Origin of the sequence: Catenuloplanes niger (assembly GCF_031458255.1) — a bacterium.
GTDB classification, from domain to species: Bacteria; Actinomycetota; Actinomycetes; order Mycobacteriales; family Micromonosporaceae; genus Catenuloplanes; species Catenuloplanes niger.
Genome location: NZ_JAVDYC010000001.1, coordinates 9,498,318 through 9,512,752, shown reverse-complemented (window position 1 = coordinate 9,512,752; position 14,435 = coordinate 9,498,318). Strand labels below are relative to the sequence as shown.

Sequence of the window (14,435 nt, the reverse complement as noted above, 5' to 3'; positions counted from 1 at the left end):
GCTCAGGACAGGCCGGCCCGGGTCGCGAGTTCGTCGGTGAGGAGCGGCCAGACGTGCGGCGGGAGGATGTGGCCCATCCGGGGGTGGACGACGGTGCGGGCGCCGGGGATCCGGCGGGCCAGGGCCGCGCCGGCGGACGGGCGGATCAGCGGGTCGTCGGCGCCGTTGACGATCAGGGTGGGCGCGGTGATCTCGCGGAACCGGCGGGCGACCGGGCCGAGCCGCAGCCCGGCGGCGGTCTGGCGCCGGGTGGTCCCGGGGTCGCGCGGGGAGCGGTGGTGGCTGATCGTGGCGACCGAGCGGGCCCACGGCTCGTCGAACGGCGCGTGCGGTGACGAGATCAGCCGGATCAGGTCGACCAGCGTGTCGATCGCGCCCGCGTCGGTCGGCGGGTGCGTGATCCGGGCGGCGCGCGGGAAGATGCCGAAGTTGACGTAGCGCAGCAGGTCGCGGCGGCGGCCGAGCGGCCCGCCCATCACGGCGGTGACCGTGCGGACGCGCTCCGGGTGCAGGGCGGCGGTGGCCAGTGCCAGACCGCTGCCGAGCGAGGCGCCGCAGAGGTGCGCGGACGCCCAGCCGAGCGCGTCGAGCACGGCGAGACCGTCGGCGACCATGTCGAGACCGGTGTAGGCCGGGGCGGCGCTGCCCCGGAACAGCATCCGGAACGGATTCTCCGCCGTGGGCGAGGCGAAGTGGGTGGAGAGGCCGGTGTCGCGATTGTCGAACCGGGCCACGTGAAAGCCGCGGGCGGCGAGCATGCGGCAGAACCCGTCGGGCCAGAGCACCATCTGGAAGTCCAACCCCATGATCAGCAGCAGCGGTACGCCGCCGGGGTCGCCGAACGTCTCGTAGGCGAGCCGGACGTCGCCGTTGGACGCGTACCTCATGGTGCCTCCCCGTGTTTTTACAATGCGATCGCATTGTAATACGGTGTGACGATGCCACGAAAGGTCGACCACGACGCCCGCCGCCGCCACATCGTCGAGTCGCTGCTGCGGATCACCGCGGAGCACGGGCTGGAAGCGGTGTCGCTGCGCGAGGTCGCGGCCGCGGCCGGTGTGTCGATGGGCCAGGTGCAGCACTACTTCGCGACCAAGGACGAGATGCTGCTGTACGCGCTGCGGCACTGGCTGAGCCTCGGCACGCACGACGGCTTCGCGTCCCGGGTCGCCCGCCGCGCGGACGGCGGCCCGCGCGCGGTCGCGGCGGAGTACCTGCCCTACGACGAGACCAGCCGGCGGGAGGCGTGCGTCGCGGTGGCGTTCGTGTCCCGCGCCGCGGTCCGGCCGGAGATCGCGGCCGCGCTCGCGCCGGCCTTCGCCGGGTTCGCCGCCGCGCTGCGCACGATGCTCGACGCGACCGGTGTGCCGGACCCGGCGGCCGAGGCCCGGCGGCTCGCCGCGCTGCTCGACGGGCTGCGGCCGGCGGTGCTGACCGGCGCCCTGTCGCACGCGGACGCGCTGGCCGTCGTGGACCGGCACCTGAAAAGCCTTTAGTTGCATTCTTGCCGCCGTTGGATACGTTGTGACGTGTCGATTCAGGACAATGCACAACGACGGGTCGACAATTCACGAACGGCAGGTTAACGAACGGGGTGCGCCGTGCCGAGTCTCGCGTTGGATTGGCTGCTCGAAGGGCCGTACGGGCTGCTCGTCGCGCTTGTGGTCATCGGCGGCGGCACCGCGCTGAATTATCTGCGCACGCGCCGGGAAAAGATGCTGTCGTTCCGGGTCCGGTTCAATTCCCGGCTCGGGTTCGACCCGCCGGACGCCGGTAACGTGGTGCGCCTCATCGGGCCGGACCACACCGAGATCCCGGACCCGGGCATGGTCGTCGCCCGGATCAAGAACGTGGGCCGCAGCTCGATCACCGAACAGGACTACGTGCACCGGCTCGGCCTGACGTTCCCCGGCACCGACCGGCGGCTGGTCACCGTGGACGTCACCGAGGCGCGTCCGCCGGACCTGCAGGACCTGCTCACCGGCGAGGGCTTCGAGGTGCACGACAACCGGATCGTGCTGCCCCGGGTGCACCTGAACCCGGGCAGCGAGTTCAAGCTGGTGGCGCTGCTGGAGCACACCAGCGGCACCGGCAAGCCCGCGGTCCAGACGAACGGCATCCTCCGCAACGGCCGCATCTTCCTCGACAGCGACGGCCGCCGCCTGCGCCGCAGCACGCTGATCGGCGCCGGGCTCAGCACGCTGCTGGCCGGTGCGCTGGTCGCGGTGCTGCTGGTCGGGCTGCCACCGGACCCGCGGGCCGAGTGCGCCGAGGGCGAGCTCACCGTCAACGGGTCCAGCGCGTTCGCGGACGCGGTCCGGACGCTCGCCGGGCAGTACATGGAGCGGTGCCGCGGCTCCCGGATCACGGTCGACGCGTCCGGCAGCATCGAGGGCCTCAACGAGCTCGACAACGCGCCGCCCGAGGACGGCCCGCGCCGGCTCACGCTCGCGGACGGCCGGTTCGACGGCGGCGGCGAGTTCCCGAACGTGGAGATCGCCGGCACGCTCGCCGTCGTGCCGTTCAGCTTCGTGGTGCACCCGGCGCTGCCGGTCACCGACGTCCCCCGGGCCGAGCTGGCGAAGGTCTTCCGCGGCGACGTCTCGAACTGGAACGAGATCACGCTGGCGGACGGCACCCGCGGCCCCGACACCGAGGTGCGCGTGGTCGGCCGCACCTCGACGTCGGGCAGCCGCACCGTGATCCAGAAGCTGCTGCTCGACGGCGACCCGCCGGCCGGCAACACCGTCAACAGCTGCGCGGCCGCGCGGACCGAGGCGGCCGTCGAGGCCCCGATCATCTGCGAGGTGAGCAGCACCGGCGCGGTCATCGACGCGGTCTCCCGGTACGAGGGCGCGATCGGCTACGTCGACATGCCGAACGCGGTCGCCGCCGGGACCGCGGTCACGCAGCTCACCGTCGACGGGCTCGGCGCGACGCTGGACGACCTCAACGACGGCTATCCGATCTGGACCGTCGAGTACCTCTACAGCCACGGACCGCTCGCCGAGACCGCGGACCTGACCCGGTCGTTCGCCGGCTTCCTGGTCGACGCGGACCAGGCCGACGAGATCCAGCAGCTCGGCTACCCGCCGTGCGTCCAGGTCGGCAGCGTGCCGCAGGGGCTGTGCAGCAAGGGCAACTGACCGCCGTCTCTCCCGCGTCCGGCGTGCCGGGTGTGCGAGGCTTCCGGGCATGGCGACGTTCGTTCTGATCCACGGTGGCGGCGGCAGCGCGTGGGACTGGCATCGGCTGGTCCCGGAGCTGACCGCGCGGGGGCACGACGTGGTGGTGCCGGAACTGCCGATCGGCGACCGGGCCGCGGGGTTCGCCGAGTTCCGGGAGACGGTGGCCGGCGCGGTCGGCGGCCGGAGCGAGCTCGTGGTGGTCGGGCACTCGTACGGTGCGTTCACCGCGCCGCTGATCGCCGGCCGGCTGCCGGTGCGGCGGATCGTGCTGCTCACGCCGATGATCCCGAGCCCCGGCGAGTCGCCGGCCGACTGGTGGGGCAACACCGGCCACCGGGCGCCGGCCGGGCTCAGCGAGGCGGAGCAGTTCTTCGACGGCGTGCCGGACGCGGTCGTCGCGGAGGCCCCGGCGCACGTCCGCGAGCAGGTCAGCGCGGAGTGGGCCGAGCCGTGGCCGCTGGCCGCGTGGCCGGACGTGCCGACGACGGTGCTCATCGCCCGCGCGGACCGGTTCTTCCCGGCGGAGTTCCAGCGCCGGGTGGCCGCGGACCGGCTGGGCGTCGTCCCGGACGAGATCGACGGCGGCCACGCGGTGGCGCTCAGCCACCCGGTCCAGCTCGCCGACCGGCTGATCGCCTACCTCGGCTGATCTTCTCGCCCGAGCCGGCCCGCTGATCCGCGCTGATCCGCGCTGATCCGCGCTGGTCCGCGCTGGTCCGCGCTGGTCCGCGCTGGTCCGCGCTGATCCGCGCTGATCCGCGCCGGTCAGGCGGGGGTGCGGGCGAGGAGGAGGCGGTAGTGCGGGGTGCCGTCGCGGCGGTTGCCGAGGGCGGGCAGGTCGACGGCGTCGACGGCGAAACCGGCCGCGGTCAGCGCGGCCTGGATCGCGGGCTGCGTCATGATCCGGTAGTACATGACGAACGGCGGGCGCCACAACGCGTTGCGCACCCGCATCGCCGCGTCGAAGCCGCCCGTCACCCAGTACGCCGGCGAGGTCGGCGGCGGCGGCGTGCCGACCGGCACCGCGAACAGGCCGCCGGGCCGCAGCGCGCGATGCACGCCGCCGAAGAGCGCGGGACGCTCGGACGGCAGGAAATGGCCGAGCGCGCCGAACGTGACGGCCAGGTCGAACTCCGCGTCGAACGGCAGATCCCGCGCGTCGGCCCGGACGACCGTGGCGTCCGGGTGGGCCGCGCCGGCCCGGGCGAGCATCCCGGCGCTGAAGTCCACACCGGTCACCCGCTCGGTGCAGAGCGGCCCGAGCACGCCCAGGCCGGCGCCGGTGCCGGTGCAGACGTCCAGCCCGGCGCGGAACGGGCCGAGCGGGCGCAGCGCGTCCGCGGTCGCGGTGAGCAGCGGGTCCGGCGTACGGAACGGGGTGTGGTCGAACTTCGGCGCCAGCAGGTCGTAGCCGCGCTCGACCGACGTCAGCGCCTGCCCGGCCAGCTCGCGCAGCGACGGTCCCTGCGGCGAGAACATCGGCCGAGCGTACCGCGCCCGGCGCCGCCCGAAACGGGTTGACGCACGGGCGACCATGGTGGGGTGAGGACGCCGTTGCAGGGCGGGCTGCTGGCTCCGGGCACGCTGACCGGCGCGGTGGTGGAGATCGCCTGCGACGAGTCCGGGTTCTCCGGCACCAACCTGCTGCACCCCGGCATGCCGGTGATCGCGCACGCGAGCGTGGACCTCCGCGTGGACGAGGCGGTCGCGCTGATCGAGGCGCTGCGGTCGGAGTTCCGCCGCTCACCGCACGAGCTGAAGTCCGGCGGCCTGCTGCGCGGCCCGGACGCGCCCGCGGCCCGCCGGTGGCTGCTGGACGCGTTGCGCGGCCGGGCGCACGTGCACCTGCTCGACAAAGAGTTCTTCCTGGTCACCCGCGTGGTGGACCTGCTGCTCGGCGAGCCGTCCTACGTCGGCGGCACCCGGCTGGCCCGGGCGTACCGGCGGGAGGCGGAGGCGCTGCACCGGGGTGGCCGCGCGGCCGGGCCCGGCTGGCCCGCGTTCCTGGGCGCGTTCGTCGATCTGGTGCGCACCAAGCGGCGCGTGCCCGGCGCCGCCGAACGGTTCCTGCACGCCCGCGACACGCTGCTCCGGGCGGTGACGGATCCGGCGGCCGTCGCGGTGCTCACCGCGATCGAGGCCGGCCGGGCCCGGGAGCTGCCGCACCGGCGCGACGACGACCCGGCGATCCCGCCGCCGCTCGAACCGCTGCTGCCCGCGCTGGCCGAGACCGTGCTGACCTGGGCCGGCGGCGGACGGCAGGTGCTGGTCACGCACGACGAGCAGAGCGCGCTCACCGCCACCCGGCTGCGCCGCCTGCAGGCCGCGCTGGCCGACGGCTCGGGCCGGTCACCGCTGGCCGGCCTGGTGATGGCCGACTCCCGCACCGACCCGCGCGTGCAGGTCGCCGACCTCCTGGCCGGCGTCGCCCGCCGCGCGCCGCACCCGGCCTGACCCGCCCCGGGCCGGGGCGCGGCGTCATCCGAGCTGGTCGCGGCGGCGGGTCAGGTACGCGGTCTCGGCCGTGTTGCCGGCCAGTGCGATCGCCCGGTCGTACGCGGCGCGCGCGTCGGTGCTCCAGCCGAGCCGGCGCAGCAGGTCGGCGCGGGTCGCGTGGAACGCGTGGTAGCCGGCCAGCGGCTCCTCGAGGCGGTCGACCGCGGCCAGCGCCACGTCCGGGCCGTCCAGCTCCGCGACCGCGACCGCGCGGTTGAGTGCCACGATCGGCGACGGGTCGAGGTGGGCGAGCCGGTCGTAGAGCGCGACGATCTGCGTCCAGCCCGTGTCGCGCACGTCCCGCGCGGCCGTGTGCACCGCGTTGATCGCCGCCAGGAGCTGGTAGCGGCCGGGCGGCTGCCCGGTGGCCAGGCGCTCGACCAGCAGCCGGTGGCCCTCCTCGATCAACTCGGTGTCCCAGGCGCCGCGGTCCTGCTCGCCGAGCGCGATCAGCTCGCCGCTCGCCGAGACGCGGGCGGTCCGGCGCGCCTCGGTGAGCAGCATCAGCGCGAGCAGGCCGGCAACCTCACCGTCCGCCGACAGCAGCGAACGGACCAGGCGGGCCAGCCGGATCGCCTCCGCGGTCAGCTCCTGGCGTACCGGCGGCGTCTCCGGCCCGGTCGCCAGATAGCCCTCGTTGAAGATCAGGTACAGCGCCGCGAGGACGCCGGAGACGCGTTCCGGCAGGTCGGCGGCGGACGGCACCCGGTACGGGATGCGGGCCGCCTTGATCTTGGTCTTGGCCCGGGTGATCCGCTGCGCCATCGCGGTCTCCCGCACCAGGAACGCGCGCGCGATCTCCGCCACGGTGAGCCCGCCGACCATGCGCAGCGTCAGCGCGATCCGGGTCTCCGGCCCGAGCGCCGGATGACAGCACGTGAAGATCAGCCGGAGCCGGTCGTCGTCGATCGCCCCGGTCGGCGCGGCCGGCTCGTCGTCGTGGAGCATCCGCGCCTCCCGGTGCTTCTCGTCGCGCCGGCTCTCCCGCCGGATCCGGTCGATCGCCTTCCGGTGCGCGGTGGTGGTCAGCCAGGCACCGGGATTCGGCGGTACGCCGTCGGCCGGCCACCGCTCGACCGCGGTGGCGAACGCCTCCGCCGCGGCCTCCTCCGCCACGTCCAGGTCACCGAAGCGCCGGGCCAGCGCCGCGACCACCCACGCCCACTCCGCCCGGTGCGCCCGCGTCACCGCCTCGGCCGCACCGGGCTGATCGGGGCCGGTCACAGGAACGGCCGCACCTCGACCCGCCGGTTGCAGGCCCGCGAACCGTCCGCCGCGGTCGCGAGTGCCGCGTCCAGGTCCGGCGCCTCGACGATCCAGAAGCCGGCGATGAACTCCTTCGTCTCCACGAACGGCCCGTCCGTGAACACCGGTGCCGCGCCCCGGTTGTCGATCACGGTGGCGGTCTCCGGTGCCGCGAGCCCGCCGGCGAACACCCAGTTGCCGTCCGCCCGCACCCGCTCGTTGAACGTGGTGATCGCCGCCGTCTCCACCGGTGTCGCGGAGCCGGTCCGGTCGTCGATCACGGAAACCAGGTACTGCATGTCGGCTCATCTCCCGTACGTCCGGCGCCCTCGTGGCAGCCTCTCACCCCTTCCACGAACGCGGCCGCCCCGATCCGACACCGCCCCCGGGAAAATCGGGGCGCGGCCGGGACGTGACCGGCCGCGCCGCCGGCGTGCTCGCCGGTGACCACGGCGTGACCGGCTCCGCCGCGGCGGCCGGAGCGGAGCGCCGGCGGAGTCGGAGGACGCCGCGGGTTGGCCCGCGGGAGCACGCCCGGCGCGCCCACGACGGAGGTGGGAAGATCCGGGCCCGGGTTTCCGGCGGGTCAGGCCTTCAGTGCCGCCGACACCAGCTCGCGCGCCTCGTCCTGGATCTGGGCCAGGTGGTCGTCGCCCTTGAAGGACTCCGCGTAGATCTTGTAGACGTCCTCGGTGCCGGACGGGCGGGCCGCGAACCAGCCGTTCTCGGTCGTGACCTTCAGGCCGCCCAGCGCGGCGCCGTTGCCGGGCGCCGACGTGAGCGTGGCCGTGATCGGCTCGCCGGCCAGCGAGGTCGCGGTGACCTGGGACGGGGAGAGCTTGGCCAGGACCGCCTTCTCCTCGCGGGTGGCGGGCGCGTCGATCCGCGCGTAGGACGGCGCGCCGAACCGCGCGACCAGCTCGCCGTAGTGCTGGGACGGCGACCTGCCGGTCACCGCCTGGATCTCGGAGGCGAGCAGGCAGAGCAGGATGCCGTCCTTGTCGGTGGTCCAGACCGAGCCGTCGCGGCGCAGGAACGAGGCGCCGGCGCTCTCCTCGCCGCCGAACGCGACCGAGCCGTCGAGCAGGCCGGGGACGAACCACTTGAAGCCGACCGGGACCTCGACCAGCCGGCGGCCGAGCGACGCGGCCACCCGGTTGATCATCGAGGACGAGACGAGCGTCTTGCCCACCGCGGCGTCCGCGGACCAGCCGGACCGGGAGCCGTAGAGGTACTGGATCGCGACCGCGAGATAGTGGTTCGGGTTCATCAGGCCGCCGTCCGGCGTGACGATGCCGTGCCGGTCCGCGTCCGCGTCGTTGCCGGTGGCGATCTGGTACGCGTCGCGCTTGCCGATCAGCGACGCCATCGCGTACGGCGAGGAACAGTCCATCCGGATCTTGCCGTCCCAGTCCAGCGTCATGAACGGCCAGGCCGGGTCCGTCTCCGGGTTGACCACGGTCAGGTCCAGACGGTGCCGGTCCGCGATCTCCCCCCAGTACGCCACGCTGGCGCCGCCGAGCGGGTCCGCGCCGATCCGCACGCCCGCGTCGCGCACCGCGTCCAGGTCGAGCACGGACGGCAGGTCGTCCACGTAGGAGGCCAGATAGTCGTACCGGCCGGTGGTGTCCGCGTTGACCGCCCGCGCGTACGGCATCCGGCGCACCCCGGTCAGCCCGTCCGCGATCAGCGCGTTCGCCCGGTCCTGGATCCACTTCGTGGCGTCCGTGTCGGCCGGGCCGCCGTTCGGCGGGTTGTACTTGAACCCGCCGTCCGCCGGCGGGTTGTGCGACGGCGTGACGACCACACCGTCCGCGAGCCCGGTGCGCCGGCCGCGGTTCGCGGTCAGGATCGCATGCGACAGCGCCGGCGTCGGCGTGAACCCGTCCCGGCTGTCCAGCAGCACGGTCACGCCGTTCGCCGCGAACACCTCGACCGCGCTTGTCGTGGCCGGCTCGGACAGCGCGTGCGTGTCCCGCCCGATGAACAGCGGGCCGTCGACGCCCTGCTCCTCCCGGTACTCACAGATCGCCTGGCTGATCGCCACGATGTGGTCCTCGTTGAACGCGGAATTCAGCGACGACCCACGATGGCCGGACGTCCCGAACGCCACCTGCTGCGCGGGCACGTTCACATCCGGATGCCGGTCGCGATAGGCGGCGAGCAACTCCGCCACATCGATCAGGTCGCCCGGCTCCGCGGGCTGGCCGGCACGGGGGTGAACAGACACGGCGGTCTCCTCGGGTTTCGCGCATGAGGACGTCTTGCCTCGACCCTAATGTCCACCCGCGTCACCCGCCCGCCACACCCCCGAGATCACGTCACCACCCGGGCCCACACCGGCCCGCCCGCGCTCACCGCTGGGCGGCGTGCCGCGGCGATCATCGACCGATGCGAAAAGGTCGTCGCGAGGGCCGGACGACCTCACTTTCGCATCGGTCAATGATCACCCTGGTCGTGGTGCGCGGGTGGTCATCTGAGTGCTCGCGTGCTTTCGCCGGCCGGGGAGGGCGCACGCGCGTACGTACCGCCGGATGGGCTTGTGATCTGGTCCTCGCGGGCGGGTAGGGTGCCGGATGGCACGAACTTTGTTGCGAGGTGCCCGGCCGGCGACGGCGGGGAGAATCGGGAAGCCGGTGTGAATCCGGCACGGGCCCGCCGCGGTGACCGGGGAGCTGCCGCCCATGCGCGTACGCGCGGCCACTGGCCCTGACCGGCTGGGAAGGCGGGCGGTGAGGTGACGATCCGGGAGTCCGAAGACCGGCCTCGCGCCTGATGACCCCGGCATGCCCGGGGCCGGACCGCAGCGGGAGCCTGCCGTGAACCATGACCTGTACGAGATCATCCACCGTCGCCGGGACGTCCGCGGCCAGTTCACCGGTGAACCGGTACCGGACGCCGTGCTCGACCGGGTGCTCGGCGCCGCACACGCGGCACCGAGCGTGGGACTGTCCCAGCCGTGGGACTTCGTGATCGTCCGCGGCCGCGCGACCCGGGAGGGGTTCCACGACCACGTACGCCGGGAGCGCGAGGTGTTCGCGGCCACGCTGGACGCGGACGCGGCGGCCCGGTTCGCCCGCATCAAGATCGACGGCGTGCTGGAGTCGACGCTGTCGATCGTGGTCACCTACGACCCGGACCGGGGCGGCCCGGCCGTGCTCGGACGGCACGCGATCGCGGACGCCGGGCTCTACTCCGCCTGCCTCGCCGTGCAGAACCTGTGGCTGGCCGCGACCGCGGAACGGCTCGGCGTCGGCTGGGTGTCGTTCTACCGCGAGGAGTTCGTCCGCGACCTGCTCGGCATCCCGGCCACCATCCGGCCGATCGCCTGGCTGTGCGTCGGCCCGGTCACCCACCTCGAGGACACACCCGACCTCGAACGCCACGGCTGGCGCCACCGCCGCCCCCTGCGCCTCGCCCGGCACGACGACCGGTGGGGTACCCACAGCGAGCCCGCCCCGCGATAGCCGGCGAGGCCGGTTGCCCGGCCCGCCCCGGTCGCCGTTCGCCCGGGTCCTTCCGGCTCTGCCTCGGCAGCACGGGGGCGGGCTGAGCCCGTCCCCGCGCGGGTCCTGCTCCGCTCGCCCCGCCGCTCGGTGCCGGCCGCGGTGTGTCGGCCGGGGTGTGCTGGCCGGGGTGTCGGCAGCGGTGTGTCGGCCGGGGTTGGCCGCCGGCTCGGTGCCGGAGGGCGCTGTCAGTCGGGGCGTGGTCGGCTGGTGCGTGGTCGGATCGGTGCCGGGTGTGCGGTCAGCTGCGGCGGGGCGGGGCGGAAGGGCGCGCCGGATCGGTGCCGCGTGCGTCGCACCCGGGTCAGAGCCGCGTGCAGCGCGGCCGCGCCCAGGAGGGAGAGCGCGAACACGCCGATTCAGCCGGGCACCCGTGGTGTGCACGAGGAACGCGCCCGGCAACCGGGAGACGAGCGCCGCGCCGGCCACGGCGATCAGCGCGGCGACCCCCAGAACAGGCCCGGCCGGGTGGTGACGGCCGGTGGATCACCGTGCCAGGCGTGCAGCAGCCGGCGGCGCCCGATGTGGACCGCGAGCAGCAGCGCGGCGATCGCGCCACCGACTGTCGACGCCAGGTCGGCGATCGGCGCGTGGTCGGTGACCGCGTCCCACCCCTGGTGGGACGCGGCACCGGCCAGCGCCGACAGGACGGTGACCAGGAACGCCGGCCGGCTCGCACCGAGCACCCCGTAGTCGCGGGCCGCCAGCCACACCGGTCGCGCGGGCAGGTGCGCGGCGACGACCGGTGCGGCCCGGCGCACCAGGACCGCGCACGCCAGCGTCACCGGCAGGCAGAACAGCGGCAGCCCGGCCGGTCCGTGCGCCACCTGGTAGAGCGCCGTGCCGTTGACCGCCTCGAGGGCGGTGCCGTCCAGCGCGTACGCCAGGTCCGGCGACGCCGACCCGACCACCAGCGCCACCCCGTCGAACCAGCGCGGCCGCCACAGCTTCAACGGCAACGGCAGCGCGGCATGCGAGGGAAACGTCAACGGCATGCCCGGACCCTAACGGCGGGTGTCACCGATCCTGCGGGCGGATCGGGCGGTCCACAGTGGTACGAGACGGCCGTCAGTGTGCTCGGCCGCGGCTTCCGCACGCGCGCTGTGCCGTTTCCGGTGGCGGCGGTTCGATCTCGACTGCGCGGCGTGCGTTCGCGCCAGCCTCCGCGTCTCCCGGCACACCGGAAGGTAGGCGCACGCCGGAAGGCAGGCACACGCCGGGAGGCAGACGCACGCCGGGAGGCTGGCATGAACTGGGGAACGCCGGTATACGGGGAACGTCGGCACGCGCGGAAGGGCCGGCACGCGGCGGTGCTGCTGGCATGACGCGCGCCGAACGCCGGTCACGCGCCGGGAGCGCGCGTCCGTCGGGAGGCCGGACGAGTGTCGCCGCCTCGGTCATGCGCCGCCTCGGTCATGCGCCATCTCGGTCATGCGCCGGATCGCGGCGAGCGCCGTTCTCCGGCGTGCGCCCGGAATTTCGGGCATCCGCTGGGCCCGCCCGGCCCGGCGGTGCGCTCAGCGCGCGTGGCGGCGGTGCAGGTCGGCGAGCCGGCCGAGGGTGTCCGTCACGGTGCGACGCTGCGGACCGGTGAGTGCGGCCGAGGCCCCGGCGATGTCGTCCGCGAGTGGTCGGAGTTCGTCGACCAGGCGCTGCCGTGCGTGCGGCGTGATCACCACGGTCTGCCGGCGGCGATCGGTCGGATGCGGTCGCCGTTCCGCGAGGCCGTGCCGTTCCAGGCGGTCGACCAGGCCGGTCGCGGCGCCGGACGTGATGCCGAGCAGCCGGCCGAGCTCGACCGGTCCCATCGGGTCGCCGGAGATCGACAGGTGTTTGAGCGCGAGGTAGTCACCCCCGGTCAGACCCATCCGGCGGGCGATGGCCGCGTCGAGTTCGGCGGCGGCGACGGCGAGGTGGTGCACGGCCCACGCCAGATCGTCCGTGGCGGGCGGATGCTCAGACATGCGGAAGAGCATACGATGGCTTAGAAACTAAGCTACCGACGATGTGAGGTATCCATGGACGACCGCATCCGCTCACTGGCCCTCGCCGCCGCCACCGGCGCGTTCGTGGCCACGCCCACGCTCGGCGCGGTCTTCGGCGCCGGCGAGCAGACCCGCCGGTACGACACGGTGATCACACCTCCGGCGTACGCCTTCTGGGTCTGGGCGCCGATCTTCGCCGGCGCCGCCGCGTCGACCGTCGCGCAGTGTCGCGCGACCGGCCGGGGTGACCCGGTCAGCCGGCGCGCCGGATGGCCGCTGGCCGCCGCGTACGCCGCGAACACGGCCTGGTCGGTCGCGGCACAGAGTGACCGGTTCCGCTACACGCCATACCTGCTGCCGCTGGCCACCGCGTGCGCCGCGACCGCGCACATCCGGCTGCAGGACGCCGGCCCGGCCCGCGGCGCGCTGGCCCTGACACCGGCGAGCACCGGGCTGCTCCTCGGCTGGACCGCGCTGGCCAGCACCGTCAACATCGCCGCGGTCACGGTTCCCGGAAAACCCTCCCACGGTACGGTGGCCGCGTGCGCGGCCGGTCTGCTCGCCGCGTCCACCGCGCTGGCGACCGGGGTCGCCGCCAGCCGGCGCGGCGCACTGCCGTTCGCCCTCGCCGCCGGCTGGGGCCTGCTCACCACCGCGCTCACCGGCTCCCGCCCGCGCCCGGTCCGCCTCGCCGCCGCACTCGGCGCCACCACGGTCGCCCTCGCCGCCGCCCACGCCTCCACCCTTTCCGGCACCGGCACCGGCACCGGCACCCGGCGCCTGCGGCACCTCGACGCTCGGCGCCGGCGGCACCTTGACCGAGACGCCCGGCGCCGAAGCCGGACTCCATGAGAGCCCGGCGCGTAGCGTCCCGAGGCGCCCTGCCTCATCGATCTGAGGATGTGCAGACTTCGGCGAGTCCGGTTCGGCACCGATGCCGCCCCGCATCGCTTACGGGCCGCGCTGGTGTCAGCGTGACGCGGCCCGCGCTGCTCGCGTTCGCCCGGCCGGAAGCATCTCGCCCGGCGTCGAAGGACTTCCCAAACCGCAGGGCCGCGAGCAGCGCGATGCGGTTCGCGTTGCTCGCGGTTCGCGCTGGTAGCAGCGCGAACCTGACCGCGCAGGGCTCGGCGCGGCCAGGCGATCCGCTTCCCTCGCTCGAGGAATCAATCCAGCCTCCTAGGATGCGATAGGCGCTGTGCAGGGCTCGACGGAGGCCGCCGTCGCGTGGGCGAGGCTGCATCCTCGGAGGCCGGCCGGAGCGCGGCAACGCCGCGACGGGGGCATGACCGTGGTGCCGATCCACGACGGTGGCCGGGCGGGACTCGGTGGTGACGGAGGGCGCTGGTGACCCGCGGCGGTGCTAGATCGCGGGGACGGGGTGGGATTCGGCGACGTCGCGGGCCGCGCGGACGAAGGCGGCTACCGCCGGCGATCGCGACGTGGCCGGCCAGACCACCGAGAGCGGTACCGGGTCCAGGTCCGGTACCGGGCGGTAGGCGATGCCCGGCCGGGGGAAGCGCCCGGCCACCCACTCGGGCAGGAACCAGACCGCGCTGCCGACCTCGACCAGGTTGAAGATCTGCGAGAGGTCGCGGAGCCGGTCCGCGGGCGGTGGCGCGACCCGGCCCCGTTCGGCCGGTGAGCCGTAGGGGAGGAGGCGGCCGGTCAGGTCGGGGAGGCGGATGACCGTGCGTGCGGCGAGTGGATCGGCTGCGGCGAGCGCCACCACGGTCGGGCCGGTCAGCAGCAGTTCGGAGTCCAGGCCGGCGGCGTCGAACGGCCCGGGCAGCAACGCCACGTCGGCCCGGCCGTCGCGCAGCGCCCGCTCCTGCTCTCCCGGCCCGCCGAGCAACAACTCCACCGGCCCGCCGAGCAACGACGCCACCGGCGCGCCGAGCAACGACGCCACCGGCGCGTGCGGCGGCGCCTCGACCGCCGCTCCCGGCGACGTTTCGGCCCGCGCACCGGGCGGCGCTTCGACCGCCGCACCGGGCCGCGCCTCGACCGCCGCA

13 protein-coding genes, 1 pseudogene and 1 riboswitch are annotated in these 14,435 nt (G+C 74.5%); of the genes and pseudogenes, 6 read left to right on the top strand and 8 right to left on the bottom strand.

Going from position 1 to position 14,435, the window contains the following annotated elements; all coding sequences use genetic code 11:
• Window positions 1-2: 2 nt before the first annotated feature.
• Window positions 3-887, bottom strand: a complete 885-nt coding sequence (locus J2S44_RS41895; RefSeq protein WP_310429080.1) for an alpha/beta fold hydrolase — start codon at window positions 885-887, stop codon at window positions 3-5.
• A 51-nt stretch (window positions 888-938) separates the two neighbouring features.
• Between J2S44_RS41895 and J2S44_RS41890 the strand changes: the two genes are divergently transcribed.
• The 3 genes from J2S44_RS41890 (at window position 939) to J2S44_RS41880 (ending at window position 3,837) form a co-directional block, all read left to right on the top strand.
• Entirely contained in the window at window positions 939-1,496 is a 558-nt protein-coding gene (locus tag J2S44_RS41890) for a TetR/AcrR family transcriptional regulator (protein WP_310429078.1), read from the top strand.
• A gap of 105 nt (window positions 1,497-1,601) precedes the next feature.
• Window positions 1,602-3,146, top strand: a complete 1,545-nt coding sequence (locus tag J2S44_RS41885) for a PstS family phosphate ABC transporter substrate-binding protein (protein WP_310429076.1) — start codon at window positions 1,602-1,604, stop codon at window positions 3,144-3,146.
• Between the two features lie 49 nt (window positions 3,147-3,195).
• Window positions 3,196-3,837 (top strand): alpha/beta fold hydrolase, encoded by a 642-nt coding sequence (locus J2S44_RS41880; protein ID WP_310429073.1) that lies wholly within the window; start codon window positions 3,196-3,198, stop codon window positions 3,835-3,837.
• Between the two features lie 116 nt (window positions 3,838-3,953).
• Here the strand turns inward: J2S44_RS41880 and J2S44_RS41875 are convergent, their stop codons facing one another.
• Complete coding sequence (locus J2S44_RS41875) at window positions 3,954-4,667, bottom strand: class I SAM-dependent methyltransferase (RefSeq protein WP_310429071.1); 714 nt, start codon at window positions 4,665-4,667, stop codon at window positions 3,954-3,956.
• 63 nt (window positions 4,668-4,730) lie between these two features.
• Between J2S44_RS41875 and J2S44_RS41870 the strand changes: the two genes are divergently transcribed.
• Window positions 4,731-5,642 carry a hypothetical protein gene (locus tag J2S44_RS41870; RefSeq protein WP_310429069.1) on the top strand — a complete coding sequence of 304 codons (912 nt, stop codon included), beginning with the start codon at window positions 4,731-4,733 and terminating at the stop codon, window positions 5,640-5,642.
• Window positions 5,643-5,666: 24 nt separating this feature from the next.
• Here J2S44_RS41870 and J2S44_RS41865 read toward each other — a convergent pair whose 3' ends face one another.
• The 3 genes from J2S44_RS41865 to pgm all read right to left on the bottom strand — a co-directional run bounded on the left by J2S44_RS41865 (window position 5,667) and on the right by pgm (window position 9,159).
• Complete coding sequence (locus J2S44_RS41865; protein WP_310429067.1) at window positions 5,667-6,908, bottom strand: RNA polymerase sigma factor; 1,242 nt, start codon at window positions 6,906-6,908, stop codon at window positions 5,667-5,669.
• Window positions 6,905-7,228, bottom strand: a complete 324-nt coding sequence (locus J2S44_RS41860; RefSeq protein ID WP_310429065.1) for a YciI family protein — start codon at window positions 7,226-7,228, stop codon at window positions 6,905-6,907. Before J2S44_RS41860 ends, J2S44_RS41865 begins: the two co-directional genes overlap by 4 nt.
• Before the next feature lie 287 nt (window positions 7,229-7,515).
• Window positions 7,516-9,159 (bottom strand): phosphoglucomutase (alpha-D-glucose-1,6-bisphosphate-dependent), encoded by a 1,644-nt coding sequence (gene pgm, locus J2S44_RS41855; RefSeq protein WP_310429063.1) that lies wholly within the window; start codon window positions 9,157-9,159, stop codon window positions 7,516-7,518.
• 349 nt (window positions 9,160-9,508) lie between these two features.
• A riboswitch (cobalamin riboswitch) is annotated at window positions 9,509-9,712 on the top strand.
• A gap of 36 nt (window positions 9,713-9,748) precedes the next feature.
• Here pgm and bluB point away from each other — a divergent pair.
• Window positions 9,749-10,396 carry a 5,6-dimethylbenzimidazole synthase gene (bluB, locus tag J2S44_RS41850; protein ID WP_310429061.1) on the top strand — a complete coding sequence of 216 codons (648 nt, stop codon included), beginning with the start codon at window positions 9,749-9,751 and terminating at the stop codon, window positions 10,394-10,396.
• 473 nt (window positions 10,397-10,869) lie between these two features.
• Here bluB and J2S44_RS41845 read toward each other — a convergent pair whose 3' ends face one another.
• The gene (locus J2S44_RS41845) at window positions 10,870-11,430 is read right to left on the bottom strand and encodes a DUF4184 family protein (protein WP_310429059.1); all 561 of its coding nucleotides are present in this window, start codon (window positions 11,428-11,430) and stop codon (window positions 10,870-10,872) included.
• A 522-nt stretch (window positions 11,431-11,952) separates the two neighbouring features.
• The gene (locus tag J2S44_RS41840) at window positions 11,953-12,399 is read right to left on the bottom strand and encodes a MarR family winged helix-turn-helix transcriptional regulator (RefSeq protein ID WP_310429057.1); all 447 of its coding nucleotides are present in this window, start codon (window positions 12,397-12,399) and stop codon (window positions 11,953-11,955) included.
• A gap of 54 nt (window positions 12,400-12,453) precedes the next feature.
• Between J2S44_RS41840 and J2S44_RS41835 the strand changes: the two genes are divergently transcribed.
• Window positions 12,454-13,272 carry a TspO-related membrane protein gene (locus J2S44_RS41835; protein ID WP_310429055.1) on the top strand — a complete coding sequence of 273 codons (819 nt, stop codon included), beginning with the start codon at window positions 12,454-12,456 and terminating at the stop codon, window positions 13,270-13,272.
• A 511-nt stretch (window positions 13,273-13,783) separates the two neighbouring features.
• Here J2S44_RS41835 and J2S44_RS43155 read toward each other — a convergent pair.
• A pseudogene (locus J2S44_RS43155) lies at window positions 13,784-14,272 on the bottom strand (LysR substrate-binding domain-containing protein); the annotation flags it as partial.
• Window positions 14,273-14,435 lie beyond the last annotated feature (163 nt).